The following is a 25,816-nucleotide window of genomic DNA, read 5'->3' on the forward strand; positions in this document are numbered from 1 at the left end:
TTTTGTTGTTACGATTGACCTGGGGGATGCGCCATGACGCGCCTTGTACTTGTTACTTTCGCCGCACTCGGCTGGACCTTTTACGTTATGAGCGGAGGTCCCGACTTTGAGCCGCGCGGAGTCCGCACAGCGGAACCGGAACGCGTTGCCACTGCGCCAAGACCTGTCAAACCAGCCGTCGAACCAGCACCTGCCGAAACTTTGGTCGTTCGTGCTGCAGTAGAGCCGTCAGTATCGGGCCCCCCGGTCACTAAAACTGTCGCCGAGTTGGATGAAGCAGAAACAAAAGCGCTGTTGTCTCAGGTTGCGGCTGGCTTGAAGGCGAACCCCACGCTGTTCGCTGACGAAAACGTCACACTGACCCTGGCATCACTGGAGCAAGGCTTGGCCTCCTTGGAACAGGTGACTACCGACGCCGAATTGCCAACGGTTGAACTGCCCGCCCCTGTTGAGGTCACCAAGGATATCCGCGAAATTTCAGGAACCCGTGTAAACCTGCGCGATGGGCCGGGGACGATCTATCCGATCATCGGCAAGGCCAGGATTGGCCAGCAGGTTGAGGTCTTTGGAGATTCAGGCAGCGGCTGGTTGCGCCTGCGCGTGTTACCCGGGCAACAGGTTGGGTGGATTTCGGCATCACTCGTCCGGAAAACAACGAACTGACATCGAAGCGTCATTGCCCTGCCGCAAACCCCGCCATAGCTATGGGCGGGGATCAGGTTCGGAAGGCACATGCAGAAATCGATTCTAATTACAGGATGCTCGTCAGGCATCGGTCTGGACGCGGCACACGGAATGCGTGCGCGCGGCTGGCGCGTTTTTGCATCCTGCCGCCAGCAACGCGACTGTGATCGCCTGCGTGCGCAGGGGTTCGAAAGTCCCAGAATCGACTACACCGATACAGACAGCATCACGTCGGGTTTGTCTTATGTTCTTGAGGCTACAGGCGGCTCTCTGGATGCCGTGTTCAACAATGGCGCACATGGCCTGCCCGGCGCGGTTGAGGATGTTCCGACAGATGGTCTGCGCCATATTTTTGAGACCAATGTCTTTGGCTGGCACGAGCTGACCCGACAGGTCATTCCCGTCATGCGGGAACAGGGTCATGGCCGGATTGTGCAATGTTCCTCGGTTCTGGGTCTTGTCGCCTTCCCGTGGCGCGGCGCGTATGTCGCCACGAAATACGCGATCGAAGGGCTGACCGACACGCTTAGGTTGGAGCTTCGGGATACCGACATCCACGTCGCCCTGATCGAGCCCGGCCCCATCACCTCAAAACTCCGGGAAAAGGCGATCCCCATGTTCGAGAAATACATCGACTGGGAAAACTCGGCCATTCGGGAAAAGTATGAGGACTCACTACTGAAGCGTCTTTACGAAAGCAGTGGGCCAGACCGGTTTGAATTGCCCGCCTCTGCCGTCACGGACAAGCTGGCCCGCGCGATCGAGGCGCGACGACCAAAACCGCGTTATTACGTGACCACCCCGACATATGTCGCGGGGTTCCTGCGCCGGATCCTGCCCACAAAAGCAACTGATCGCATCCTTTCGGATATCTGAGACGATATTTCCCGTTCGCTTTTCGACGCTCTGACGCTAGATGGGTGATAATCGAAAAAACCGGACGGTGACTTCATATGGACCTTCTGATGGTCATTCTGCTTCTGGCTATGGCGGCGGTTGTCGTTGTTTTGGCCCTGGGCATCGCGAATTTCGGCAAAGGCGGCATGGAAGCGGCCAAGAAGAGCAACAAGATGATGCGCCTGCGCATTCTCTTTCAGTTCATCGCCGTGTTGTTGATCGTGCTTTTCGTGTATCTGCGCGGACAGGGAGTTCAATAAATGGTCGTACTCAACAAAATCTACACGCGCACTGGCGATGACGGAAAAACCGCTCTGGGCAATGGCGAGCGTGTAGCAAAATACTCGGGCCGCGTCGCAGCCTACGGCACAGTGGACGAACTGAACGCTTTTGTCGGCGTGGCACGGACTGAAGCCGAAGGCGATGTCGAGATCGCGCTGTCGCGCATTCAGAATGACCTGTTCGATCTGGGGGCCGACCTCTGCCGACCTGACATGGAGAAAGATGCCGAGGCCGATTACCCGCCTCTGCGCATCGTGTCCGCCCAGATCGACCGACTGGAAGCCGAGATCGACGTAATGAACGAGACGCTGGAACCTCTGCGCAGCTTCATCCTGCCCGGTGGCTCGCGTCTGGCTGCACATCTGCATGTGTGCCGCACCGTTTCGCGCCGGGCCGAACGGCTTGCGGTCGAACTGACGAATATGGAGCCCGTCAACGACGTGGCGGTCAAATACCTCAACCGTCTCAGCGACTGGTTCTTTGTTGCTGCCCGTTGCGCAAACGCAAACGGTAAAGACGACGTATTGTGGGTTCCGGGCGCGAACCGCTGATCGCGAAATGCAGCGGTCGCGGGTAATATTCTTTCGCCTCTCTGCAAAAAAATTGCAAAACGCGACGTCCCGACGCCATGACGTGACGATTTTGCTCTGTTGTGCCACTGCGGCAAGCGCTATCTAGTCGGGCGAGAGCATTGGTGGAGTCGCCTTCGCGGCTTACCGTTTTTTTGAGGAGAAAGCGCTACAATGAAGGTACTGGTGCCTGTCAAACGCGTGATTGACTACAATGTGAAGGTCCGCGTGAAAGCGGACGGTAGCGGTGTTGATCTCGCCAATGTCAAAATGTCGATGAACCCGTTCGACGAAATTGCAGTCGAAGAGGCGATCCGCCTGAAAGAAGCTGGCAAGGCTGACGAAGTCGTTGCTGTTTCGATCGGCGTGAAGCAGGCGCAGGAAACCCTGCGCACCGCGCTGGCCATGGGTGCGGACCGCGCAATCCTGGTTGTGGCGGCTGACGATGTACACACAGATATCGAGCCTCTGGCCGTTGCCAAGATCCTTGCCAAAGTGGTCGAGGAAGAGCAGCCGGGCATTGTTCTGGCGGGCAAGCAGGCGATCGACAATGATATGAACGCCACCGGCCAGATGCTGTCGGCCTTGCTGGGCTGGTCACAGGGCACTTTCGCGTCCGAGTTGGACATCGAAGGCGACACCGCCAAGATCACCCGCGAGGTGGATGGCGGTCTGCAGACCATCAGTGTCAAGATGCCTACCATCGTGACCGTTGACCTGCGCCTGAACGAGCCGCGCTATGCTTCGCTGCCGAACATCATGAAGGCGAAGAAAAAGCCGCTGGACGAGAAAACCGCCGCCGATTACGGCGTCGACGTCACTCCGCGTCTGGAAGTCGTCAAAACCGAAGAGCCGCCGGCACGTGCCGCTGGTATCATCGTTGGCTCGGTTGACGAGCTGGTCGAGAAACTCAAAGAAGTGGGGGCTGTGTAATGGCTGTACTTCTGCTTGCCGAAGTGAACAACGGCGAACTGGCGATGGATGCGACCGCAAAGGCCGTAACCGCCGCGAAAGTGCTGGGTGACGTTACCGTTCTGGCCGCAGGCGGGTCTGCCGCTGCTGCCGGTGAGGCCGCCGCCAAGATCGACGGTGTGTCCAAGGTTCTGGTCGCCGAAGATGCGTCGCTGGGCCACCGCCTTGCGGAATCCACCGCTGCGCTGATCGTAGGTCTGGCGGATGGCTACGAGCACATCGTGGCGCCAGCAACCACCGACGCCAAGAACGTGATGCCTCGCGTTGCTGCTTTGCTTGACGTGATGGTGATCTCGGATGCATCCGGCGTTGTTGATGGCTCGACCTTCGAGCGCCCGATCTACGCGGGCAACGCGATCCAGACCGTCAAGTCGAACGACGCCAAGAAAGTCGTAACGATCCGAACCGCCAGCTTTGACGCTGCCAGTGAAGGGGGATCGGCCGCGGTTGAGACCGTGTCGGTTGGCGACAACCCCGGCCTGTCCGAATGGGTTGAGGACAAGGTGGCCGAAAGCGACCGCCCTGAACTGACCTCGGCCAGCGTTGTTGTTTCGGGCGGACGCGGTGTCGGCTCGGAAGAAGACTTCAAACTGATCGAGGGGCTGGCTGACAAGCTGGGCGCTGCGGTTGGTGCGTCGCGTGCAGCGGTTGACTCGGGCTATGCTCCGAATGACTGGCAAGTGGGTCAGACCGGTAAGGTTGTTGCCCCTGATCTGTATGTCGCCGTCGGTATTTCGGGCGCAATTCAGCACCTGGCCGGCATGAAGGACTCCAAGGTCATCGTTGCGATCAACAAAGACGAAGAAGCCCCGATCTTCCAGGTCGCTGACTTTGGTCTTGTCGCCGACTTGTTCCAGGCCGTGCCGGAACTGACCGAGAAACTCGGCTAAAGCCAAGCGCAAACAGCAAAAACCAAACAAGGCTCGCCAACAGGCGGGCCTTTTTCAGTTCAGGTCCCTCAAGGCAACCAGCAGTTTTTCGGCAATCTCTCGATGCGCGGAGGGGCCGATCATGTGTTCCGCAATCGGCTGCTGCAGCGTCCCGTACAAAACATCTTCGAGAGCATCTGATCGAGCGGATACAGGTACCGAAACCTCTACAACATCAGCACATAGGGGTTGCAGTTGTTGGATCATTGCGGCGTCAGGCACAATAGGGTCAATATGCGATCCGGCTTGCCGCTGCACATGCAACCAGAGCAGAACAACACTGGGTTCGATCCGGCCGATTAATTCTCCTGTGGTTCGTATCCAGGCCTCTCGCAACTCCTGCACCACGACTTCGAATCGCGCGTCCTTTGGGGCGCTTAACCGCTCCAGCAAATGGCGCACGAAATGGATTTCAGTGAAGTCAACGTCGGGGTATAGCTCCAGCAAGTCTGAGGTGGGTTCAAGGAACCGATCATTGCGGCGCGGATGCACGCGGTAAAACCGATTTGATTGGCGCAGAAGATCCGGCACCTGCAACACGCACAGGCCTGACTGATTGACCAGTTTCAGTACCCCCGGATCAGTGGACAACGCTTCGACCCCGCAAAACAGGCTGCCGAAGTTCACGCACGGTTTTCCCAATCGCGTCTCCAGCACTGCCGGAAACGGGCAATCAACGAATCTGCCGAAAGTTTCCTCTCCTCCCAGGCAAGCCACAAATGGCTTGTCCAGCGCGCCGGGCGGACCCCGGAACCAAAGTTTCGAATCCGCATATTGACAGGCGGACTCCCCGCCGCTGTTTGTCTGATGAAAGCTCATATCAAGCCCCCCGTTATCTCACCCGCTGCCATCTTGCGGCCACAGATATTGAAATTTTCCTAATGCGCGCATTTGAAGCAAAATTGACCGCCTCGATCCTCTTGCCGCCTGCCCCGGTCTGCCGATACTGTCGCGGTATCCTCCAGGGCAAAGGCAGCTGAACATGGAAGTTAAATCGGTCGGGGTGATTGGCGCGGGTCAGATGGGTAACGGCATCGCCCATGTTATGGCTTTGGCGGGCTACGACGTCTTGTTGAACGATGTCAGTCAGGATGCTCTGGACAGCGCCATTTCCATAATCGAAGGCAACTTGGCGCGGCAGGCGTCGCGGGGCAAGATTACGGACGACGCGATGCAGACTGCCCTTAACCGGATCACGACCACGCTGGAACTGCCGCGACTGGGTCAAACAGATCTGGTTATCGAGGCGGCAACCGAGCGGGAAGCTATCAAGCAAGCGATTTTCGATGACCTGCAACCGCACCTGCTGCCGCATACGATTCTGACGTCAAATACATCCTCGATTTCCATCACGCGCCTGGCAAGCCGCACGGATCGACCCGAACGGTTCATGGGTTTTCATTTCATGAACCCTGTCCCTGTTATGCAATTGGTGGAATTGATCCGCGGCATCGCCACGGATGAAGCAACCTTCAACGCGTGCAAAGCGGTGGTGGATCGGTTGGGCAAAACGGCGGCAAGCGCCGAAGACTTTCCGGCCTTCATCGTGAACCGGATCCTGATGCCTATGATCAACGAGGCGGTTTACACACTCTATGAAGGCGTGGGGAACGTTCAATCCATCGATCAGTCAATGAAACTTGGAGCGAATCATCCCATGGGCCCGCTGGAGTTGGCGGATTTCATCGGGCTGGACACCTGCCTGGCGATCATGAACGTGCTGCATGACGGGTTGGCCGACACCAAATATCGTCCTTGTCCTCTGCTGACGAAATATGTCGAGGCCGGGTGGCTGGGTCGTAAGACCGAGCGCGGCTTTTATGATTACCGAGGCGAAGTTCCGGTACCGACGCGTTGAGGGGGCCAGCCCCCTCGCCCGGACTTTGCCCGGGCTCACCCCCGGGATATTTTTAGCCAGATGAAGACGCGGATCAGGTTTGTTCCGACTTGCCCAGAGACATGGTGTGATTTCTGAGCCAGGCCATGAAACCGCGCGGATCGCGCTCCAGCAGCTCCAGATCGCGATCCGAAATCGCTTCGCCGATGACCGGCGACTGGGGTTTATTGCAGGATCGGACGATCTCATGCAGCAACAGTCCCTGCCGGAGAATTGCAGAGACGCGGTTGGCAATCTGGTACCAGCGCGAATTACTGCCCGGAAAGAAAATTGGCACCACGCGCGCGCCCGAACGGCGGATCATCTTGGCGGTGAACACGTTCCATTCCCGCTCGATCGCAGGCCCGAACCAATCATCCGAGGACATCACAACACCGGATGGGAACAGCGCCACAACGCCACCGTTTTTGAGATGTTCCATAGCTTTGCCGCGCATTTCCAACATCTTGGCCTGCGCCTCGGGATCATGTGGAAACGGAACCGGAATCATGAATGATGTGGCCGCTTCGTCCAGCCCTGTCAGAACCGAACGGGTCAGGATGCGGTAATCGCTGCGTACCTGGCCGATCAGCTCGGCGAGAATCATGCCATCGACCATCCCATGCGGGTGATTGGCGACGACGACGACCGGGCCGGTTTTGGGAATGCGGTCAATCTGTTCCTGCGGTGTGGTCAGGTCGATTCCCATAGTCTTGAGGGCACCGCCCCAGAACCGCTGGCCGCGATAGTATTCGTTCTTTTTTTCGAACTTGTTGACCATACGCAAAATGGTCAGCTTGCCTGTGCACCACTCGATGGCCCGAATGGCCGTCGAAGTCCAGGCATCGTCAAATGAGTTTGCATAGGTCAGAGTTCTACGGTCGTAGATCTCACCCTGATCTGCGGCCCCATCCACCACCGGGCTTGTCTTGGTCTCGTGCGTTGTTTCCGCCAATTCCTGGTCTTCCCGTTCTTCATGTCCCGGCGGGGCGGCTTAAAACCCCTCTCCGAACTTGTCATTCACAAGCGTTTCCAGAGCTTCTGCCAATGCCTCAGCATCCGGCCCGGACGTCTCGACGTCAATAGTTGTTCCGCGCGATGCTGCCAACATCAAAAGGCCCATGATACTATCGCCTGATGCAGAAAGTCCGTCTTTTGACACCTCAGCATGCGCATCGAACCCCTCCACAACCTCAACCAGCTTTGCCGAGGCCCGTGCGTGAAGGCCCTTTTCATTGATTATTTTCAGGCTTCGGTTAGTCATATTCAATAATCCGCTTTTAATCCAATGTCACATTCTGCGCATTGATGTACTTCCGTCCAGCCTCCATTGCCTGGCGGACGGCATCACCAATGGGCAAGTGGCGGCTTTTGGCCAATTTGATTAGCATCGGCAGGTTTGCCCCATACAGAATACGCCGGTCCTGAGGAGCGCAGGCACGCAGACTGAGATTCGAGGGACTGCCTCCAAAGAGGTCGGTGACGACTACAACACCATTGCCGGTGTCCACTTCGTCCGCGGCACGGCAGATTTCGGCCTGTTTTTCGTCCCGGTCGTGGTCAGCCTCAATCGCGACCGCCACGAGGCTGGCCTGCGGTCCGACCACATGTTGCGTGGCGGCCAGGTATTCCTGAGCCAACCCCCCATGTGCAACGATCACAATTCCGATCAATCTGACCTCACATTCAACGACCGACGTTCCATCTCGCGATGTCTAATTGCCACCTGCTGACCGTCTTCCGCAAGGGCCTTTGCAACGGCTTCTGCCAGGGCAACCGATCTGTGTTGGCCACCGGTACACCCGAATGCCACGGAAAGATGCGCTTTTCCCTCGGCCCGAAAGGCAGGCAACAGCAGGGTCAGCAAGCCCAGCACACCTTCAAAAAACGGTAAATAGTTTGCGTCTGACTGCACATAGTGCGCAACGTCAGGGTGTCGACCATCCGCTGCCCTGAATTCCGGGCGCCAATAGGGATTTGCGAGAAACCTACAATCGAACACCATGTCCAATCCGCGCGGCAGTCCACGCTTATAGGAAAAGGATTCGATGGAAACCGCCAGATGCCGCCCGCCTTGTGGTGCGAACCAATTCTCGACCTCTTCCCGCAGCTGATGCACGTTCAGAAGGCTGGTGTCGATCAGCGTGTCCGCGATCTCACGTATCGGTGTCAGCAGCTCTTTTTCGCGCTCAACACCGGTTTCCGGGCTGGCATTCTTGGCGACGGGATGCCGCCTTCGGGTTTCTGAAAATCGGCGCACCAGAACATCATCGCTGCAATCCAGATACAGAACCGTCAGATCGACCTGCGCCAACCGACCCAGTGTTTCGGCCAGTTCTATGAAGCCGATCGTTGAGAAATCGCGATTGCGTGCATCTATACCCAGCGCCATCGGACGGTCGCTGTCCGCGCTGTCAAGCAAGCGCAGCAAAAGTCCCATCGGCAGGTTGTCGATGGCCTCAAAGCCCAGATCTTCCAACACATGAATGGCAGTGGATCTTCCTGCCCCGGAGGGACCCGTGACAAGTACGATTCGCCTTTGCGATGTCATTTGTTCGGCCATTCGGGGTTTACACGCCCATTTCCCAGGAGTTGCATCAACGCTGCAGCCAAGTTGGGCACCCCCGCGCCCCGAAGCAAGGGAACAGTTTGCCTCAGCACGGAAATCATCAAAGGATCGGGTAGACGCTGAGGCTCATGCTGGTCCAGATCCACGACGTAATCCAACGGAACCGGGCCTGTGGGATCGGCTGCGAGCAGGCCAAACTGACGCGCCTCGATCAAACCGCGTATCTGTGGCACGGCGGATGCAAACACCCGATGATGCTGCATCTCCAAATTGACGCGGTCATCCGCAACCAAATCCGCACCATACGCCATCATTTGTAACGCCAGACCGGACTTCCCTGTACCGGACAAACCGATGATCAAAAGCCCGCGTCCGGCAAGCGAAACGCAGGAGGCATGTACACAGGCCCTGTCCTGACCTTTGGCGTGTGACAGTGTATCAACGTGCATGGATTTAAACGGGCAGCCCTACAACAAAGCGGGCACCCAGCGGATCCGACGTGATGTCGGCCTCGGTCGGGCGGATGTTTTCCGCCCAGATCACGCCGCCGTGGGCTTCGACAATCTGCTTCGAGATCGCCAGCCCCAGGCCCGAGTTATTGCCAAAATGTTCCGCCGGACGCTGCGAGTAGAATCGCTTGAACACTTTGGTGAGCGCCTGTTCGGGAATTCCTGGGCCGGTGTCTTCGACAACGACCAACACACGGTTGTCTCGCTGTCTGACCCAGACGCGAATGGCGTCATTTTCCTCGCAGAAGGAAATCGCGTTGGTGATCAGGTTGACAAAGACCTGCGCAAGTCGCGCTTCCAGCCCGTTGATCACAATTGGTTCGGAGGGCAGATCCGTAATGTAGTCGATGCCCTTGGATCGGGCATCTTCGCCCAGATACTGGCCGAGATTGCCCAGCAGCTTGAGCAGGTCAAAGGGTTGCTCTTCTTCCTTGACGAGTTCCGCATCCAGACGCGACGCATTCGATATGTCACTGACCAGCCGGTCCAGCCGCCGAACATCATGTTCAATCACATTCAGCAGTTTGTCGCGCTGATCCTCGCGTTTGATCATCCGCAGTGTGCCCACGGCGGATTGCAGGCTGGCCAGCGGGTTTTTGATTTCATGGGCGACATCAGCAGCAAACTGTTCGTTTGCGTCGATCCGGTTGTACAGCGCGGTTACCATACCACGCAAAGCGCGGCTGAGACGCCCTATTTCATCTGGACGACCACTGAGGTCCGGAATACGGATGCGCCCGGGGTTGACGCCCGTACCGCGGTCCTTGCCCATTTCGGCGGCCGATGCCAGGTCAGCCAGCGGATTGGCAATGGTCGAGGCCAGTACAAGACTGAGGCCCACAGAAACCAACAGCGCCACCACGAACATCTGAAGAATGCGCTCCTGCTCACGGCGGGCAAGCGCATCGATTTCACCCGCAGGACCAGTAATGGCAACCGCTCCGGCGGGAACATCCGCATAAAGGATCGGTGCGGCAGCCACGATAACCGTCTCACCCGCGCTGTCCTGTACCGCCTGCACCTGGCTGTGACCGGCAATCGCTTGCGGAATAATGGTCTGAACACGCTGCGCCAACGTCGGTGCCTCGGTTTCAGTTGACCAATTGAGCAGATTCGACAAACCCATCCAGACAGCATTCAGCGTGTCGCTGATCACCGTGCTGCCGGTCTGAATCTCGGCCTCGGATCGCAGAAGAACCGGCATATCTGAGGCTTGCGGGGCACCACGTGTCCAGCCGATTAACGTGCCGCTGGCGTCATATACAAAAACCTCGCCCCCTTCGGGCAGGGTGAGGCCAGACAAGGTATCCTTGACGTCCAGGTTCCCGGCATTCTGCCCGGATTGCTGTGCGCCCTGACGCAGCTGGGTTTCAAACACGTTGCTGACTAGCAGCGCATCGCCCAGCAGATTGCGGGCAGTCTGCTGAACCTTCTCTTTTCGTGAGTCGTCCAGATACAGCAACCCAGTGACCAGAATCACAAGAGCGATCAGGTTGAAAGTGATGATTTTGCGCGCCAGAGGTGAACCACGCAGAGAAAACAGGTTCCTCCGGGATCGCTTTTCCCTCAGCTCCGCTGACTCGGGGTCCTGGGGAATGACCCAGTCATCCCCTAGAACGACGTCACCGTCGCGCATTTCGCTGGCTTGTTCGGTGTCGCGCACGAGACCCCATTACCTCTTGCAGGCGGCCGCGCCTATTCTTCGTTGTACCGGTAACCGATACCATACAAGGTTTCGATCGCCGAGAACTCGGAATCAGCCGCGCGCATTTTTTTCCGCAGGCGCTTGATGTGGCTGTCGATCGTGCGGTCATCCACATAGACCTGATCGTCATAGGCGACATCCATCAACTGGTCGCGGCTTTTGACAAAACCCGGACGTTGGGCCAACGCCTGAAGCAGCAGGAATTCAGTCACGGTCAGGGACACATCATTCCCTTTCCAGCTGACCGCATGGCGCAACGGATCCATTCTCAGGTCGCCGCGTTCCATGACTTTAGTATCATTGCTGTTGGTTGCTACCGCGTCGCCGCTTGTTGCCTCTTGGCGGCGCAGCAAAGCCCGAATGCGTTCGACCAGCAAACGCTGCGAAAAAGGCTTCTTTACATAGTCATCCGCACCCATGCGCAGGCCCAGAACCTCGTCGATCTCATCGTCCTTCGAGGTCAGAAAGATCACCGGCATCTGCGTCTTCTGACGCAGCCGTTGCAGCAGATCCATGCCGTCCATTCGCGGCATCTTAATATCCAGAACAGCCATGTCCGGCAGTTTCTTGTTGAACGCATCCAACGCGGCCTGGCCATCATTATAAGTTTCAACCTCGAAACCTTCGGCTTCGAGGGTCATGGATACAGACGTCAGTATGTTTCTGTCGTCATCCACAAGTGCAATCTTTGACATCGGGCTCACCCCTATTCCTGCTCACTCGCGCAATAATTCGCTTATTTGTAAGGCATTGTTGGCGGTTTTAAGACGCCGAATCAATCCGTAACTGCGAATCATGCCTTTGTTGCGGCAGGTCTGCGGCAAATTTGCCTTGATGCCCGCAAAAATCTGCCCGCTTTTCCGACATTGAATTTCTGATGGCGCTAAACTCGGGCTTGGTTGCGCTAACTGCGTCAAACCCGCCTGTTCATGCCCTGAATGACCGTGATAAGACGCGCTCAGCCGCCGGTTTTCCCGGCTCACTGCCCCAAAGGCGCAACGGCCAACGACCTTCGCGCCGCCACAGGAGAAGACACACATGACATCTGGACGGGTTAACCCGCAATTCCGCCTCGAAGATCAGGGCATCGAGGGTCTGGGCAATGTCTATTATAACTTCATGGAACCGGCGCTGATCGAAGAGGCGCTGAAGCGCGGCGAAGGCACACTTGGCAATGGTGGTGCGTTTCTGGTTACCACAGGTAAATTCACAGGCCGGTCGCCCAAGGACAAACACGTTGTCAAGACCGCCAGCGTTGCCGACACCATCTGGTGGGAAAACAACGCCGAAATGAGTCCCGAGGGCTTTGACGCGCTGTACAATGATATGCTGGCCCATATGAAAGGCCGTGACTATTTTGTGCAGGATTTGGTTGGTGGTGCTGATCCGGCTTACGCGATCAATGTTCGTATGGTCACTGAACTGGCGTGGCATAACTTGTTCATCCGACACCTGCTGCGTCGCCCGGACCGCGAGGATCTGGATGAGTTCACTGCCGATTTCACGGTCATCAACTGCCCCAGCTTTCAGGCCGACCCGGCAAAGCACGGCTGCCGCAGCGAGACCGTGATTGCAATGAATTTCGACCGCAAGCTGATCCTGATCGGCGGCACCGAATATGCCGGTGAAAACAAGAAATCGGTTTTCACCCTGCTGAACTACATGCTGCCCGAAAAAGGTGTGATGCCGATGCACTGCTCGGCCAACCATGCCGTTGGCAACCCGGTCGACACCGCCGTGTTCTTCGGCCTGTCCGGCACCGGCAAGACAACCCTTTCCGCCGATCCTTCGCGCATACTGATCGGGGATGACGAGCACGGCTGGTCGGATCGCGGCACCTTCAACTTCGAAGGCGGATGCTATGCCAAGACCATCAACCTGAATGCAGAGGCAGAGCCGGAAATCTACGCGACCACCTCGAAATTCGGTACGGTGATCGAAAACATGGTCTTCGACCCCGAAACCAAGGAACTGGATTTCGACGACGACTCACTGACTGCGAACATGCGCTGCGCCTATCCGCTCGAATATATCTCGAACGCGTCCAAAAGCGCACTGGGTGGTCACCCGAAGAACATCATCATGCTGACCTGCGATGCATTTGGCGTTCTGCCCCCGATCGCGCGGCTGACGCCAGCACAGGCAATGTATCACTTCCTGTCGGGTTTCACGTCAAAAGTGGCCGGTACAGAACGTGGCATCACCGAGCCGCAGCCGACTTTCTCGACCTGCTTTGGCGCACCGTTCATGCCACGTCGCCCAGAGGAATACGGCAACCTGTTGCGGGACAAGATCGCTCAACACGGCGCGACCTGCTGGCTGGTCAACACCGGCTGGACCGGAGGCGCCTATGGAGTAGGCAGCCGGATGCCGATCCACGCAACCCGCGCTTTGTTGACCGCCGCTCTGGAAGGCTCGCTGCGCGACGCCGAGTTCCGCAAGGATGCCAATTTCGGCTTTGACGTTCCGGTCTCTGTCCCGGGCGTCGCCGAAGTTCTGCTTGACCCGCGCCGCACTTGGGACGATCAGGCCGCGTTCGACAAACAGGCCGAGAAACTGGTTCAGATGTTTGCCGAGAACTTCGAGCAGTATCTGCCCTTCATTGACGACGACATCAAAGCCGTCGCAATCGGATAAATTGGGAAAGGGGCTGAAAAGCCCCTTTTGCCTTACGCCTGCCGCACTTCTCCCTAAGGTTGTTTGTGGTAATAAGCACATACAATTGCGTTGTTTCAAAATGCAATTTGCGCTAGCTCTGATATTCGCTTTGACGAAAAAACCCGGCACTTTTGCGCCGGGCACTGGCTGAAAATTAATTGGGGATCACTCATGTGCGCACACTCACAACGCGGGATTGAGCAACCTAATCAGCCAACTAGTCTAAGTAAATGGGGATGAGTGTCAATACGAGACTTTCTGAAATGCGCGTCATTCAGAATGACTCAAATGGTCGCAATTAGGCGACAAACGGCACAGAAAACTGTAGGTAACATTATGACTGAGATCTCGAAACTCACCGAACTGCGCAAATTGATGCAAAGCATGGAGCGCACGTTAGGCCTGGAGAATCTATCTCCGGTTGAGCGCGACATCTACTATGCCGCCGAAGAGCTTTCCAAGCCCGATCGGGAAGTACGCACGTTCGGTTTGATTGAGCACACGTTGGTTCAGAGCGTTTCGCGCCCGACTTTCTTCCGCGCGCTGAAATCGCTGGTCGAAAAAGGCTATCTTTCTCAAAGCGGCAGCGCCAACCGAGGACGGTACATCGTTCATGCGCCCAGATGAAGCGATCCACGAGCGCAAGGAGCCGTGATCACTTTGCGCGCGTGGGTTACTGAAACGCTTCTGGCCTCTCTGGCCTATGTGCTGGCGTCGATCCTTACCTTCGCCGTTCTTATGCCGTTGCAGAACGTGTTTTTCCCAGAATATCCAAGCCGGGCGAGCCTGTTGTTTCTGCCGCATGGTGTACGGGTTCTGACGGCGTGGCTGTTGGGGTGGCGCGCCATTTTCGCATTGTTGCCTGGCGTGTTCATCGTTTTCGCCTATTTGGGTGGAACGGACGTATTCCTGCCCAGCCGCCTGATGGCCATCGCGATTGCAGTTCTGACTGTCCCGGCGGTTTTTTATCTTCTCAAAGCAATCGGATGGAACCTGTTTCCCCGCCCAGACCGCAAACCCTGCTGGATATGTGTGATGGGCGTCGGCGTCATCACGTCCTTCCTTGTCTCCGGGTTGACCAATTTGGCTTTTGGCAGTGCGACGGTCGAATACATCGCTTTCCTGATCGGCGATATATCGGGCTTGTTCTTCCTGATGCTGGGTCTGTATTTTGCCTTCAGGTTTGCCGACAAGCGACGGGTTTAAGGTGTCACCCCATCAGGCCCCGCCGCAGTAAATTCAAGCCGGCCACCAGCAAGACAAACAGTGTGACCTTGCGGAAACTGGCCTGATCAAAATGGTCCTGCAGCTTGATGCCCACCCACATCCCCGCCAAAGCAGGAAGAACCAAGGTCGCGGAAAATGGGATCGTCTCCGCGCGAACAATACCGGACATCTGATGGGCAATTAGCAAAAGCACCGCGCCCAGCCCATAAATGACACCTTGTATTCGAATCTGTTCCTTCTTGGGTGTATTCAAAGCCGTAAGATAGGCAACCGTCGGCGGACCCCATATTCCCGACATGCCGCCGACGAAACCCGCAATGCCTCCGATCACGGCCTCAATACCCTGTGACGGGCGGCTCAGAGTCAAACGGGCGCCCAGTAATTGAAACAGAACGAACACAGATACGAATGCACCGATGAGGATCAGAAAAACAGAATTCGGGACCAGTGCGACAAGCTGCGCACTCAGCACCAGTAAGAGGCCGCCAACAACAAGAAATACCCGGAACCGAAGGATTGCAGAATAGGCTGCGCTGGCCCCACCCCGAAGTGCCTGAAGCCCATTGGTTACAAGTGTCGGCAAAATCAGACCCGCCAACGTCAGATCCGGCGGCAAAAAGGAATTAAGTCCTGACACAAACACCATGGGCATGGCAAAGCCAACTATACCCTTGATCCACCCTGCGGCAAAAGCGACGGCCATGGCCAACAGCAGTTCCTGCGGCGAGAGAATGGAAAACAGGTTCATTCCCCCTAGATATCATCTGGATATTCTTCTGCATTGCAAAAATGATGGGGTAATATTTGAACTTTTTTACATCATAATTGGTATTTTTGTTGCGCTGCACGTGCAGCATGATATGACCAGACGACCGAGGAAAGGACGCGATTCATGGCCCACGACGGACAGGATATGACCGAGATGACAACTGCTGCAGTTTTGCCCGATCTTCTGAATATGACCCGGGCTGCCGTACCCGCGATAGAAGCCGTTTTTGAAAAGGCCCGTGAATCCGTGCGCCGCATGGTCTCGGCAGATGGCCGTATCTCTGGCGCTCTGATCGAAGCAAACCAGACCGCCGCACATGGTCTGGCCTGGCTGGCCACGTACAATCAGTCGCTGCAACAGATGCAGCGCTGGGCCGAAGCACTTCAGGCCGAAGGCAAGTTCGGCGAAGTCGAGCAGTTGCTTCACCAGATAGCTTTTGGCGAGTACCTGCATCAGGTCGCAGGTGGCATCCCGATGAACCAGGGCGAAGTCGTGCGCCTTCAGGATATGGGTCTCGGTTGGGATGCGCTGTCGGGCTTTCAGTCGTCCGAAGTACAGACCTTGATGGCGCAGGCAAATTCACAAGCCGCACGCAGCCGTTTGGTCGAGCTGATGCAGGATCAGGCCGGTGCCACCATGTTCGGCGCGTCGGGCCTGGACGAAGAACTTGAAATGATCCGCGACCAGTTCCGCCGCTATGCGCAGGAAAAGGTCGAACCGTATGCCCATGAATGGCACCTCAAGGATGAGCTGATCCCGCTGGAAATCATCGAAGAGCTGGCGGAAATGGGCGTTTTCGGGCTGACCATCCCGGAGGAGTTTGGCGGTTTCGGCCTGTCCAAAGCCTCGATGTGCGTTGTGTCCGAAGAACTGTCGCGTGGCTACATTGGCGTTGGCTCACTGGGCACCCGTTCGGAAATCGCAGCCGAATTGATTATCGCCGGCGGCACAGACGAGCAAAAGGCCAACTGGCTGCCGAAACTGGCCTGCGCCGAAATTCTGCCGACCGCTGTCTTCACTGAACCCAACACCGGCTCGGATCTTGGCAGCCTGCGCACCCGTGCCGTGAAGGACGAGAACGGTGATTACCGGATCACCGGCAATAAGACCTGGATCACCCACGCCGCGCGCACCCATGTCATGACCCTGCTGGCGCGGACCGATCCCGACAGCACCGATCACCGCGGCCTGTCCATGTTCCTGGCCGAAAAAACACCGGGCACGGACGAGAACCCCTTCCCCACTCCCGGCATGACCGGTGGTGAGATCGAGGTTCTGGGCTATCGCGGCATGAAGGAATACGAGCTGGGCTTTGACGGCTTCCACATCAAGGGTGAAAACCTGCTGGGGGGTGAAGAAGGCAAGGGTTTCAAACAGCTGATGGAAACCTTTGAAAGCGCCCGCATCCAGACTGCCGCTCGCGCTATCGGCGTGGCGCAAAGCGCGCTGGATATCGCCATGCAATATGCGATCGACCGCAAGCAGTTCGGCAAATCGCTGATCAACTTCCCGCGTGTCTCGGGCAAGCTGGCAATAATGGCGGTCGAGATCATGATTGCGCGCCAACTGACCTATTTCAGCGCGTGGGAGAAAGACCACGGCCAGCGCTGTGATCTTGAGGCCGGCATGGCCAAGCTGCTAGGCGCCCGGGTGGCCTGGGCAGCAGCCGATAACGGGCTTCAAATCCACGGCGGCAATGGCTTTGCGCTGGAATACAAGATCAGCCGCGTTCTGTGTGACGCGCGCATTCTCAACATTTTCGAAGGGGCTGCCGAGATTCAGGCACAGGTCATAGCACGACGTCTGCTCGGGTGACCGGAACCGGCACCCCGTTTCCCCAACTGACCCGGCCTTTGCGCCGGGTCTTTTTCTTTACGGTGGGGTTTGTACGCACTCTGTCCTTGGAACCTTCCGTTTTGTACAGGCCCACATCGACGCCCTTCAGCGCCTCTACAACGGCACGTGTGACTGGCACGTGTCCAAACTTCCCCCTTTGATCCCGGCACTTTCACCGTTACAGCGTCAGCTGGACCTGACTCAACCCGATCAGCATTTGGTACTTTGCATGACCCGATCCTTCTTCGTCCTGTGCGCCACTCTGACGACCCTCTTTCTTGTGGGCTGCACCACCCCTGCGCCAACGGCCAGTCAAAGTGATATCGAGACGCTTGCGCAGTCGATCCAAAGGCTTGGGCCGGATGTCGATCCGGTTGAAGCCCAGAAGGCGGCAACCATCGCCTACACCTATTCGCAGCAATTGGCGCGGGACTGGAATGTCACCGACCCGGCCATCGTCCACAACGCCAAGGTCATTAACGGATTCCGTGAAAAAGGGTTGTGCAATGACTGGGCCGAAGCCATGACCAAGCGGCTGCGGCAGGAAAACTTCCGGACACTGGACCTGAATTGGGCCACTTCTCCGCCGACATCCTTTCGAATTATCCACCATTCGGCGTCTATCAGCGCCAAGGGGGATTCGATGTATGACGGCATCATCCTTGATCCCTGGCGCAACAGTGGCGCATTGTACTGGGCGCCGGTGCGCGAGGATACGCGCTATAACTGGAAACCCAGGCAGGAAGTGCGCGAGCAACTGCTGAACGGGTCCCTCCCCTACTGACCGTGGTTCCGCCGACAACCCCGATGCGCTAAGACCCAGCTATGACACGCCTGATCCTGACCCTGCCTTTGATGGCACTGTTCCAATGCGACAAGGACGAAACCGTTGCGGCCTATGGTGCGGCGGACCAGATTTGGGTGCTGCAGGAGATCGATGGTCAGCCCTATGAGGCGAGTGCTCTGCTGCGGTTTCCCGAAGAAGGCAGGATTTCCGGAAACGCTCCGTGCAACAGCTATGACGGAACACTCAACGCGCCCTACCCGTGGTTTGAGGTTCAGAACCTCAGCGCGACGCGCGCCGCCTGCGCGGGGCTCGAAGCGGAAGGGTTCTACTTTGCCGCCCTCATGACCATGACCCAATCCGAAGTGTCAGGCAATGTGCTGATCCTGCGAAACGAGGATGGGCACGAGATGGTGTTCACAGCCGCCGAGTGACCTGATCCACGAACCTGGCCCGCGCTTCGGGCAGCGGATTATGCCCCAAAGACGGCGCGACGCGGTGTTCCAGGAAATACCCGGTCGTGCGCAGGGCCTCTGCGATCTCGGCGTCGGGCGCAGTGCCTTCCCCGCGCAGACAGGGCGGAAGGGGCAACAGCTTGTCCGCCCAATCACCGGCGCCATTCGCACTAACGGAACGGCCTGTTTTGGGCGATACGTAGATCAATCCTTCGGTCACACCTGTCACGGCGCAGGCTGTCAGATCAAGGCCAAAGCCAAGTTCGTCCAGCAGCGCGAGTTCCCATCGCAGATAAGCCAGAGGCCAGATCTCGTCCTGCCCCAGCAGGTCCATCAACTGTTCCGTCCGTGTATAGAGCGAGGCGTGTGGTTCCCGTTCGGGCAAACAAAAGGACAAGAGAGAGACGACAGCGTTGAGCCCGGACAGTGCCAGCCGCCCTGAAAACGCGGCTGCCGCGCGGGACCGCAGGGGCTCGACCTGAAAGGTGCCGATATGTTCTTCCAGTCGCGCGCGCCACAGCACGTCCAGTTGCGCGCCAGGTTGCAGGATCGGCGCGATCTTGCGGCTGGTCCCACCACGCACCACACCGGCATGACGACCATGGCCTTCGGTGAAGACCTCGATAATCGCCGCTGTTTCGCCATGGCGGCGTAAAGTCAGGAGTATTCCGTGATCGCGCCAGTCCAAAACTCGACCCTGCTGTTGGTTGGGTTGGATCGCAGAAAATCCCAAGCGACGTCGGCGCGCAAGGGCGGAACTTCTTTTCCCGCTTTCGACGAGAGTCCTTTTTCCGAAGGCGCCATAGTTTTGTGACTTCGTGCCACCCGTCTTGTGCACGTTCTCGCAACCCCCACCTGCGCTTCAAACAGAAGGGGCCGCGCCATGATAGATGACGAACCGCAACCTGCCGTGTATTACGACAAACACGAAATCTGGACGCCGGATCCGACAGCCGCAGACATGCAGGTCTATGAGACGTTTGCTTCGGCCGTCGTCGAACTTGTGCAGGTGCTGGATGACAACAAGCTGATGTTGTCACGGGATGTCTACGCCCGCTTTTTTGCGTCTCTGCTGCACCTGTCCAGAATGTTGGGCGAATACGAAGACGGGTGGAACGGCGGAGATGGCGCGTGATCCAAAGGCGAGCGAAGACCGTGGGGAAGAATATCAGCCTTTCATTCCAAAGGCCCCGGTAGAACGCGTCAGCTGACCCACAGACCGATGGAAACCCCGTCAGTTCCCTGTTCGGGTAGGTCGGGGGCCGCCAAAGCTATTCCGAAAAACGCGTTGCTTGAATCCAGTTCAGGTATTAATGTTCCGCTTATGTTCTTAAAGTGGGATTCCAAAAAATGTCTCTTAACTATGTCATGATCGGTTCTAACGACGTTGCCAAAGCGCGGAAATACTATGACGCGGTTGTTCCCCAGATCGGCGGAAAGGTCATCGCCGAGTATATGCCGCACGCTGTGTGCTATGAGCTGCGTGGCGGCGGATGCATATGGGTCGCGACACCCTTCGACAAAGAAGTCGCGACGATCGGAAACGGGAACATGGTTGGTCTGCTGTGCCAAAACGAAGCGGAAGTTCGCGATGCGCACGCAACCGCGCTTGCAAATGGCGGAGCAAACGAAGGTGATCCGGGTGACCGCCCCCAATATGGTCCGAACTTTTTTGGCGCTTATGCACGCGACCCTGACGGGAACAAGATGAGCTTTGTCTATTTTAGCGACGCAGGTTGATGGCGCTGAAAACCACTTGCGAACTTGATAGTGAGAAAAACCTCAGGCGGCAGGAGGTTTAGAACGTCACACCTGCGTGAATTAGGATGCCGATGACCATTAATAAGTTCAGCACCATCGAGAGTCCGTTGCCCACATAGATGGGCAGCTTGCCCACCACCATACCATAGGCAAACCACAGGAAGGACAGCCCGGCATAGAGAGACCAGGACAGAAGCGACTGACCGGTCGCGTGTTCGGAATGGGTAAAGTAGAGCTTGATCAATTGTGGAAGCGTGGCAAAAGGCCCGACAACGCCGACAAAGACCATGAAGCCCTCGAACCGCTGCATCCAGTGGCCGAGTTCCGATTTCTCCAGTTTCTCCGCAAGCGTTTCAGTCACGAAAGCCCCTCTTGGTTGCGCTCGGTCCGTAGGACACGTCAGGCCTTACAGGCCAATTGCAGCAATAAAATAGTCGCTTTGATCTCGGCGTCAAAGACCCTTCTGAATCGTGGTCACTCCAGCCCCTCTTCGCCCAGCAGGTGCCGCCCCTGCCGGTCTTCGACCTCAATCACCCAGAGGTCCGGGTCAAAGCCACGTTGACGCTGGATGGCCTGGTCCACGTGGCCCTCCGGGCCAGACGAGAGTTCGACCCATTTTCGTTCACCACTCATCAGATCAAAGCTGCGTTGGAACGCAACGGCCTGTCCATCCAGCGTGCTCAGCTTGACCAGAACTGCGCCTGCCGTGTCATCGCCATGGGCCACCACATAGGCCGGGATATCCTGAAATCGCAGCCGCGCCAGATAGGCGTGGACCCAGAACTCGGCCGTCAGACGGGTCATGCGTTTCCGTCTTTGAAATCCAGACCCATTTCCGAGTAACGCTCGGATTCTTCCAGCCAGTTGGGCCGGACCTTCACTTGCAGGAACAGGTGAATTTTGCGGTCGAGGAATTCTTCCAGTTCTGCCCGCGCAGCCTGGCTGACGGCCTTGATGGTCTCACCCTTCTTGCCCAACACGATGCCTTTGTGGCCGTCACGCATGACATAGATGACCTGATCGATCTTGGCAGAGCCGTCCTTGCGTTCTTCCCAGTTCTCGGTCTCGACGGTCAACTGATAGGGCAATTCCTGATGCAGGCGCAGGGTGAGCTTCTCGCGCGTCATTTCCGCGGCGATCATGCGCAGGGGCAGATCGGCGATCTGGTCTTCGGGATAGAGCCAGGGGCCTTCAGGCAGTTCAGAGGCCAGCCACTTGCGCAGGTCTTCGACACCGTGGCCCTTTTCAGCAGAGATCATGAAGGTTTCGGCAAACGGGTAGCGTGCGTTCAGGTCACTGGTCAGCGCCAGCAGCTTTTCGGACGGCACCTTGTCGATCTTGTTGATCGCCAACGCGATTGTGCGGCCCTGCCCGATCTCTTCCAGACCTTCGAGAATGCGTTCAACCCCTTCGGTGATACCACGATGCGCTTCAACCATCAGGACAACGACGTCCGCATCTGCGGCCCCGCCCCATGCAGCAGCTACCATGGCGCGATCCAGGCGGCGGCGGGGTTTGAACAGGCCGGGCGTGTCGACGAAGACCAGTTGCGCATCGCCTTCCATCGCCACTCCGCGGATACGCGCGCGGGTGGTCTGAACCTTATGCGTCACGATCGAAACCTTGGCCCCGACCATGCGGTTCAGCAGAGTTGACTTGCCCGCATTGGGCTCTCCGATCAGGGCGATAAATCCGGCGCGTGTGGTCATGAGTCTGGCAATCCTGTTTGCAAGTGCGCACCCCTATAGCAGAAAGCTTCGACGGGCCAGAGGGATTTGTCGCATTGCGGCCATGCGGTTTCGATGTCAGATGAACGCAGACGCCCAGCCATTCCCAGCCCGGCATCAAATCCGTTCAGTGAGGTTTTCATGAAACGTCGCGAGTTTCTTCTTGGAAGCAGCGCCGCTGCAAGTGTTTTGGGATTGGGAGCGTTGCCTCTGACGGCCAGCGATGCTGCGCAGGAGCTGGTGTTGCAACCTGCCAGCTATCGGTTGCGCGATCAGCTGACCACAGGGATGGTCAGCCTGTCACCAGATGCGCCACCACCGGTTCTTTACGGACATCAGGGCGAAACACTGCGTCTGACGGTGCGCAATACCCTGCCCGATTATACTGCGATGCATTGGCACGGGCTGCGCATCCGCAACGAGATGGACGGGGTACCCTACCTGACCCAGATGCCCATCGGCGAAAACGAGAGCTTTACCTATGAATTCACACCGCCGGATGCGGGCACGTATTGGTATCACCCTCATTGCATGACGATGGACCAGATGGCCCGAGGGCTGACCGGTGTGATGGTGGTTGCCGAACCGGAAGACCCGGGATTCGACAGCGAGCAGGTCGTCAATCTGCGGGATTTCAGGCTGGACGAAGATGGCGCGTTTCTGCCTGCCTATACTGCCCGTGGCGCTGCGCGGGCGGGCACGTTTGGCAACGTGCAGACCGCCAACTGGCAGAGCGAGGCAGTGTATGACCACGCGGCGGGCAGTCTGGTGCGTGTGCGGGTGGTCAACACGGATACGACCCGTATCTACACGTTGCATCCCGAAGGGGCCGAGGTCCGGATCATCGCATGGGACGGACATCCGGTAGAAACAGACGTGACACTGCCCACAGCAGCCAAGCCGCTATTGCTTGCCCCGGGTCAACGGGTGGATCTGGCGGTTCGGATGCCGGACGACGAGGGGCAGTCAGCCCTGCTGGTGGCCAAGTTTCCCGGGCAGAAACACCGCACTATGGTTCGGTTGCGGGCTATGGGCAAAACCATTGCACGAGACCTGCAAGAGCTGCGCCCATTGCGGGCAAACCCAGTCGCGCGCCCTGATCTGGGTCAGGCCGAGTTGCATGAATTCGTGTTCGGTTGGACCCCGGAAGGCGGCGCCCCGAATGACGGGTTCTGCGGGTCGTTGGGCTATAGTTTCTGGTCGATCAACCGCACGCCCTGGCCAGGCGATGCGGCGCAGGGAACCGGGCCAATGGCCGTGCTGCAACGGGGCAAGAGCTATGTTCTGCGACTGCGCAATGAATCGCCCACCCTGCACCCGATCCACCTGCACGGGCTGGCCTTCGTTCCGCTGACGTCGAACCTGCGCAAACTGCCACCGTTGCTGTCCGATACCATGCTTTTGTTGAAAGACGAGACCGTCGACGTCGCGCTGGTCGCGGACAATCCCGGCGACTGGGCGTTTCATTGCCACGTGATCGAACACCAGAAAACCGGACTGGCCGGGTTCATCCGGGTGATTTGACGCTAGCCCAGTGGTGACATGTTCAACGCCAGAACGTGGTTCGGATAGGCTTGGTCTGCGATACGGAAATCCGTGACGCCGACCTGACGGAAGCCTTTGGACAGGTAGAAATCGATGGCCGGAGCGTTCTCGGAATTGGTCGTCAGCCAGATTTCGGTGCGGCCTTTGTTCCGGCAATGGTCAATGGCCACCTGCAATAAAGCTGACCCGATGCCCTTTCCGTGGTGGCGCGACTGCACGTAAAAGGTCACGATCTCAAGATCGGAAAGCCCGTCAATGGGTGGATCACGGCCCTCTGCCAACCGAATGTAGCCATCGATTCCATCGCGGTTTTCAGACACCACCAGAAGATCACTCCCTTCCTCTAGCAGCGTTTCGAACCGTGCGGTTGTGAACTCGGACAATGCAAACTCGGCGAAGAAAGAACTTACGCCATGGCGCAGGTATGTGCCGATCCAGACTTCAATCGACAACGCGGCCAGGCTGGCGGCGTCCGATTTCCGGGCTGGTCTGAGCTTCATGCCCCTAGGACGAGCTGGCCGGACTCAACCGTTCCAGCAAAACCTTCGCCGCGGCCTGTTCGGCCTGACGTTTGGATCCTGCGGTGGCCTGTGCCTCGGTGCCGTCCTGAAGGCGGGCCGCAATGGTGAATATCGGGGCGTGGTCTGGACCACTGCGTTTGACTTCGACGTATGTGGGCGGCTTTTGCCCACGCGCCTGCGCCCATTCCTGCAACGAGGTCTTGGCGTCACGCGCATCTGCCTCGACCTCGTGGATGCGGTCCCCCCAAAGCGCCAGGATGACATCGCGGGCGGCCTCGAACCCCGCATCCCGGTAGATGGCGGCGATCACGGCCTCCATCGCGTCACCCAGCAGCGCTTGCTTGCGGCGGCCACCAGTCAGCATCTCGGACCGGCCCAGTTTCAGGACCGCGCCCAGATCGATCTGGCGGGCTACATCTGCGCAGGCCTCCTTGCGGACCAATGCGTTGAACCGGGGGGCCAACTGGCCTTCGGAGGCTTTTTTGTCAGCTTCAAGCAACGCGGTGGCCATGACAAGGCCCAGGACGCGGTCGCCCAGAAACTCCAGCCGCTGATTGTCTGGTCGGGTGGACGAAGACACCGAGCCATGGGTCAGAGCACGCACCAGCAGTTCGGGGTTTTTGAACTCATACCCCAATCGCCGCTGGAACGCCTTTATCTCAGACGAAAGCTTCAATTGACCGCCTTGAAGAAGCGGTCCGACCGCCATGTCCAGAAGAACAGCATCGAACGGCCGGCAGACGAGAACATGATCCGGTCGGCGCGACCGATCAGGTTTTCATAAGGCACGTATCCCACACCACCGGCAGATTGCGGCAGACGGCTGTCGCTGGAATTGTCACGGTTGTCACCCATGAAGAAATAGTTGCCCTCGGGCACGGTATAGATGCCGGTATTGTCCGATGCCTGGTTGCCGATGTTCAGCACATCATAAGAAACGCCATTGGGCAGGGTTTCGATCAGACGCGACTTTTCGCAGGTGCCGCCAATACCGACAGGGCCGTTTTCACAGCGCGGGCGCAGACGCTGCGGGCCTTGCGGTTCTGCAACTTCGGTGAACACGCCATCGGGCTGCTGTGGAACCGGAGTGCCATTGAGGATGATCTGGCCATCGCGGACCTGGATCCGGTCGCCCGGCAACCCGATCAGGCGTTTGATATAATCACGCCCGGTGACCGGATGGCGAAAGACGATGACATCGCCACGTTCCGGATCACCGCCCCAGATACGGCTGTCGTCGTCGCCCTTCATCCAGCCACAGATGTCTTCGGCGTCCACATTCAGGCCGACGCTGGGGATGATCAGGCTGGGGCAGGATGCATAGGAATAGCCATAAGCCATCTTGTTGACGAAGAGGAAATCACCGATCAGCAGCGTCTGCTTCATCGAGCCCGAGGGGATCCAGAACGGCTGAAAGAAGAGGGTACGGAACACGCCGGCAATCAGCAGCGCATAGACGATGGTTTTGATCGTCTCCCAGACGGGATTTCCGGTCTTGGCTTCCTCGGCCATACTGCTCTCTCCAGTTCTTTGCTTGGCTT

Annotated in this window: 33 protein-coding genes; 16 read left to right on the plus strand and 17 right to left on the minus strand. The window is 57.7% G+C overall.

From position 1 onward, the window contains the following. The first annotated feature begins 33 nt into the window (after positions 1 to 33). The 6 genes from D1823_RS10395 to D1823_RS10420 all read left to right on the plus strand — a co-directional run bounded on the left by D1823_RS10395 (position 34) and on the right by D1823_RS10420 (position 4,294). Entirely contained in the window at positions 34 to 663 is a 630-nt protein-coding gene (locus tag D1823_RS10395; RefSeq protein WP_254683706.1) for an SH3 domain-containing protein, read from the plus strand. A 69-nt stretch (positions 664 to 732) separates the two neighbouring features. Beyond that, on the plus strand, positions 733 to 1,560 hold the full coding sequence (locus D1823_RS10400) for an SDR family NAD(P)-dependent oxidoreductase (protein ID WP_117869842.1): 828 nt from the start codon (positions 733 to 735) through the stop codon (positions 1,558 to 1,560). A gap of 77 nt (positions 1,561 to 1,637) precedes the next feature. After that, positions 1,638 to 1,841 carry a twin transmembrane helix small protein gene (locus D1823_RS10405; RefSeq protein ID WP_117869843.1) on the plus strand — a complete coding sequence of 68 codons (204 nt, stop codon included), beginning with the start codon at positions 1,638 to 1,640 and terminating at the stop codon, positions 1,839 to 1,841. Then, a complete protein-coding gene (locus tag D1823_RS10410; protein WP_117869844.1) occupies positions 1,842 to 2,414 on the plus strand; it encodes a cob(I)yrinic acid a,c-diamide adenosyltransferase in 573 nt (190 codons plus the stop codon). A 192-nt stretch (positions 2,415 to 2,606) separates the two neighbouring features. Continuing rightward, on the plus strand, positions 2,607 to 3,365 hold the full coding sequence (locus D1823_RS10415) for an electron transfer flavoprotein subunit beta/FixA family protein (RefSeq protein ID WP_117869845.1): 759 nt from the start codon (positions 2,607 to 2,609) through the stop codon (positions 3,363 to 3,365). Further along, positions 3,365 to 4,294: an electron transfer flavoprotein subunit alpha/FixB family protein gene (locus D1823_RS10420; protein ID WP_117869846.1), complete on the plus strand. Its 930-nt coding sequence runs from the start codon at positions 3,365 to 3,367 to the stop codon at positions 4,292 to 4,294. Before D1823_RS10415 ends, D1823_RS10420 begins: the two co-directional genes overlap by 1 nt. A 54-nt stretch (positions 4,295 to 4,348) precedes the next feature. On the opposite strand, the gene D1823_RS10425 is transcribed toward D1823_RS10420, so the two are convergent. Further along, positions 4,349 to 5,152, minus strand: a complete 804-nt coding sequence (locus tag D1823_RS10425) for a DUF6473 family protein (protein WP_254683707.1) — start codon at positions 5,150 to 5,152, stop codon at positions 4,349 to 4,351. A gap of 163 nt (positions 5,153 to 5,315) precedes the next feature. Between D1823_RS10425 and D1823_RS10430 the strand changes: the two genes are divergently transcribed. Continuing rightward, entirely contained in the window at positions 5,316 to 6,191 is an 876-nt protein-coding gene (locus D1823_RS10430) for a 3-hydroxybutyryl-CoA dehydrogenase (RefSeq protein WP_117869847.1), read from the plus strand. A gap of 73 nt (positions 6,192 to 6,264) precedes the next feature. Here D1823_RS10430 and D1823_RS10435 read toward each other — a convergent pair whose 3' ends face one another. Genes D1823_RS10435 through D1823_RS21905 form a run of 8 tightly spaced genes read right to left on the minus strand, consistent with a single transcriptional unit; the run spans position 6,265 to position 11,975 of the window. Further along, entirely contained in the window at positions 6,265 to 7,164 is a 900-nt protein-coding gene (locus D1823_RS10435; protein ID WP_117869848.1) for a lysophospholipid acyltransferase family protein, read from the minus strand. 39 nt (positions 7,165 to 7,203) lie between these two features. After that, positions 7,204 to 7,473 (minus strand): HPr family phosphocarrier protein, encoded by a 270-nt coding sequence (locus tag D1823_RS10440; RefSeq protein WP_117869849.1) that lies wholly within the window; start codon positions 7,471 to 7,473, stop codon positions 7,204 to 7,206. A 16-nt stretch (positions 7,474 to 7,489) separates the two neighbouring features. Continuing rightward, positions 7,490 to 7,882 carry a PTS sugar transporter subunit IIA gene (locus D1823_RS10445; RefSeq protein ID WP_117869850.1) on the minus strand — a complete coding sequence of 131 codons (393 nt, stop codon included), beginning with the start codon at positions 7,880 to 7,882 and terminating at the stop codon, positions 7,490 to 7,492. Next, the gene (gene rapZ, locus D1823_RS10450) at positions 7,879 to 8,760 is read right to left on the minus strand and encodes an RNase adapter RapZ (protein ID WP_254683708.1); all 882 of its coding nucleotides are present in this window, start codon (positions 8,758 to 8,760) and stop codon (positions 7,879 to 7,881) included. Before rapZ ends, D1823_RS10445 begins: the two co-directional genes overlap by 4 nt. After that, positions 8,757 to 9,227, minus strand: coding sequence for an HPr kinase/phosphorylase (locus D1823_RS10455; RefSeq protein ID WP_117869852.1), 471 nt, complete (start codon positions 9,225 to 9,227; stop codon positions 8,757 to 8,759). Before D1823_RS10455 ends, rapZ begins: the two co-directional genes overlap by 4 nt. A 4-nt stretch (positions 9,228 to 9,231) precedes the next feature. Further along, positions 9,232 to 10,923 (minus strand): sensor histidine kinase, encoded by a 1,692-nt coding sequence (locus D1823_RS10460; RefSeq protein WP_117872843.1) that lies wholly within the window; start codon positions 10,921 to 10,923, stop codon positions 9,232 to 9,234. Positions 10,924 to 10,982: 59 nt separating this feature from the next. Next, complete coding sequence (locus D1823_RS10465; protein ID WP_117869853.1) at positions 10,983 to 11,687, minus strand: response regulator transcription factor; 705 nt, start codon at positions 11,685 to 11,687, stop codon at positions 10,983 to 10,985. 21 nt (positions 11,688 to 11,708) lie between these two features. After that, positions 11,709 to 11,975: a hypothetical protein gene (locus tag D1823_RS21905; RefSeq protein ID WP_162896809.1), complete on the minus strand. Its 267-nt coding sequence runs from the start codon at positions 11,973 to 11,975 to the stop codon at positions 11,709 to 11,711. 55 nt (positions 11,976 to 12,030) lie between these two features. Here D1823_RS21905 and D1823_RS10470 point away from each other — a divergent pair, with 55 nt between their 5' ends. The 3 genes from D1823_RS10470 to D1823_RS10480 all read left to right on the plus strand — a co-directional run bounded on the left by D1823_RS10470 (position 12,031) and on the right by D1823_RS10480 (position 14,856). Further along, positions 12,031 to 13,629: a phosphoenolpyruvate carboxykinase gene (locus D1823_RS10470; RefSeq protein ID WP_117869854.1), complete on the plus strand. Its 1,599-nt coding sequence runs from the start codon at positions 12,031 to 12,033 to the stop codon at positions 13,627 to 13,629. A gap of 357 nt (positions 13,630 to 13,986) precedes the next feature. Continuing rightward, positions 13,987 to 14,277: a hypothetical protein gene (locus D1823_RS10475; protein WP_117869855.1), complete on the plus strand. Its 291-nt coding sequence runs from the start codon at positions 13,987 to 13,989 to the stop codon at positions 14,275 to 14,277. 24 nt (positions 14,278 to 14,301) lie between these two features. Continuing rightward, positions 14,302 to 14,856: a hypothetical protein gene (locus D1823_RS10480; RefSeq protein WP_254683709.1), complete on the plus strand. Its 555-nt coding sequence runs from the start codon at positions 14,302 to 14,304 to the stop codon at positions 14,854 to 14,856. 4 nt (positions 14,857 to 14,860) lie between these two features. Here the strand turns inward: D1823_RS10480 and D1823_RS10485 are convergent, their stop codons facing one another. Beyond that, a complete protein-coding gene (locus D1823_RS10485) occupies positions 14,861 to 15,625 on the minus strand; it encodes a sulfite exporter TauE/SafE family protein (RefSeq protein ID WP_117869856.1) in 765 nt (254 codons plus the stop codon). 144 nt (positions 15,626 to 15,769) lie between these two features. On the opposite strand from D1823_RS10485, the gene D1823_RS10490 reads away from it, so the two are divergent. The 3 genes from D1823_RS10490 (at position 15,770) to D1823_RS10500 (ending at position 18,700) form a co-directional block, all read left to right on the plus strand. After that, positions 15,770 to 17,461, plus strand: coding sequence for an acyl-CoA dehydrogenase family protein (locus tag D1823_RS10490; protein ID WP_117869857.1), 1,692 nt, complete (start codon positions 15,770 to 15,772; stop codon positions 17,459 to 17,461). Between the two features lie 160 nt (positions 17,462 to 17,621). Next, positions 17,622 to 18,266 carry a hypothetical protein gene (locus D1823_RS10495; RefSeq protein WP_366140784.1) on the plus strand — a complete coding sequence of 215 codons (645 nt, stop codon included), beginning with the start codon at positions 17,622 to 17,624 and terminating at the stop codon, positions 18,264 to 18,266. A gap of 41 nt (positions 18,267 to 18,307) precedes the next feature. Beyond that, positions 18,308 to 18,700, plus strand: a complete 393-nt coding sequence (locus D1823_RS10500) for an META domain-containing protein (RefSeq protein ID WP_117869859.1) — start codon at positions 18,308 to 18,310, stop codon at positions 18,698 to 18,700. Here the strand turns inward: D1823_RS10500 and recO are convergent. Then, positions 18,684 to 19,409 carry a DNA repair protein RecO gene (gene recO, locus D1823_RS10505; RefSeq protein ID WP_117872845.1) on the minus strand — a complete coding sequence of 242 codons (726 nt, stop codon included), beginning with the start codon at positions 19,407 to 19,409 and terminating at the stop codon, positions 18,684 to 18,686. The genes D1823_RS10500 and recO overlap by 17 nt on opposite strands. Positions 19,410 to 19,604: 195 nt before the next feature. On the opposite strand from recO, the gene D1823_RS10510 reads away from it, so the two are divergent. Both D1823_RS10510 and D1823_RS10515 read left to right on the plus strand, forming a co-directional pair. Next, a complete protein-coding gene (locus D1823_RS10510) occupies positions 19,605 to 19,856 on the plus strand; it encodes a hypothetical protein (protein WP_117869860.1) in 252 nt (83 codons plus the stop codon). Positions 19,857 to 20,071: 215 nt separating this feature from the next. Then, positions 20,072 to 20,461, plus strand: a complete 390-nt coding sequence (locus tag D1823_RS10515) for a VOC family protein (protein ID WP_117869861.1) — start codon at positions 20,072 to 20,074, stop codon at positions 20,459 to 20,461. Between the two features lie 58 nt (positions 20,462 to 20,519). Here the strand turns inward: D1823_RS10515 and D1823_RS10520 are convergent, their stop codons facing one another. The 3 genes from D1823_RS10520 to era all read right to left on the minus strand — a co-directional run bounded on the left by D1823_RS10520 (position 20,520) and on the right by era (position 22,191). Further along, entirely contained in the window at positions 20,520 to 20,843 is a 324-nt protein-coding gene (locus D1823_RS10520) for a SemiSWEET transporter (protein ID WP_117869862.1), read from the minus strand. 113 nt (positions 20,844 to 20,956) lie between these two features. Continuing rightward, a complete protein-coding gene (locus D1823_RS10525; protein ID WP_117869863.1) occupies positions 20,957 to 21,286 on the minus strand; it encodes a DUF1491 family protein in 330 nt (109 codons plus the stop codon). After that, positions 21,283 to 22,191, minus strand: coding sequence for a GTPase Era (era, locus tag D1823_RS10530; protein WP_117869864.1), 909 nt, complete (start codon positions 22,189 to 22,191; stop codon positions 21,283 to 21,285). Before era ends, D1823_RS10525 begins: the two co-directional genes overlap by 4 nt. Before the next feature lie 159 nt (positions 22,192 to 22,350). Between era and D1823_RS10535 the strand changes: the two genes are divergently transcribed. Beyond that, positions 22,351 to 23,733, plus strand: a complete 1,383-nt coding sequence (locus tag D1823_RS10535; RefSeq protein WP_117869865.1) for a multicopper oxidase family protein — start codon at positions 22,351 to 22,353, stop codon at positions 23,731 to 23,733. A gap of 2 nt (positions 23,734 to 23,735) precedes the next feature. On the opposite strand, the gene D1823_RS10540 is transcribed toward D1823_RS10535, so the two are convergent. Genes D1823_RS10540 through lepB form a run of 3 tightly spaced genes read right to left on the minus strand, consistent with a single transcriptional unit; the run spans position 23,736 to position 25,787 of the window. After that, positions 23,736 to 24,254 (minus strand): GNAT family N-acetyltransferase, encoded by a 519-nt coding sequence (locus D1823_RS10540; protein ID WP_117869866.1) that lies wholly within the window; start codon positions 24,252 to 24,254, stop codon positions 23,736 to 23,738. A gap of 4 nt (positions 24,255 to 24,258) precedes the next feature. Further along, on the minus strand, positions 24,259 to 24,951 hold the full coding sequence (gene rnc, locus D1823_RS10545) for a ribonuclease III (protein ID WP_117872846.1): 693 nt from the start codon (positions 24,949 to 24,951) through the stop codon (positions 24,259 to 24,261). Further along, complete coding sequence (gene lepB, locus D1823_RS10550) at positions 24,948 to 25,787, minus strand: signal peptidase I (protein WP_117869867.1); 840 nt, start codon at positions 25,785 to 25,787, stop codon at positions 24,948 to 24,950. Before lepB ends, rnc begins: the two co-directional genes overlap by 4 nt. Positions 25,788 to 25,816 lie beyond the last annotated feature (29 nt).

The sequence above is a fragment of the Ruegeria sp. AD91A genome, from assembly GCF_003443535.1.
Taxonomy (GTDB): Bacteria; Pseudomonadota; Alphaproteobacteria; order Rhodobacterales; family Rhodobacteraceae; genus Ruegeria.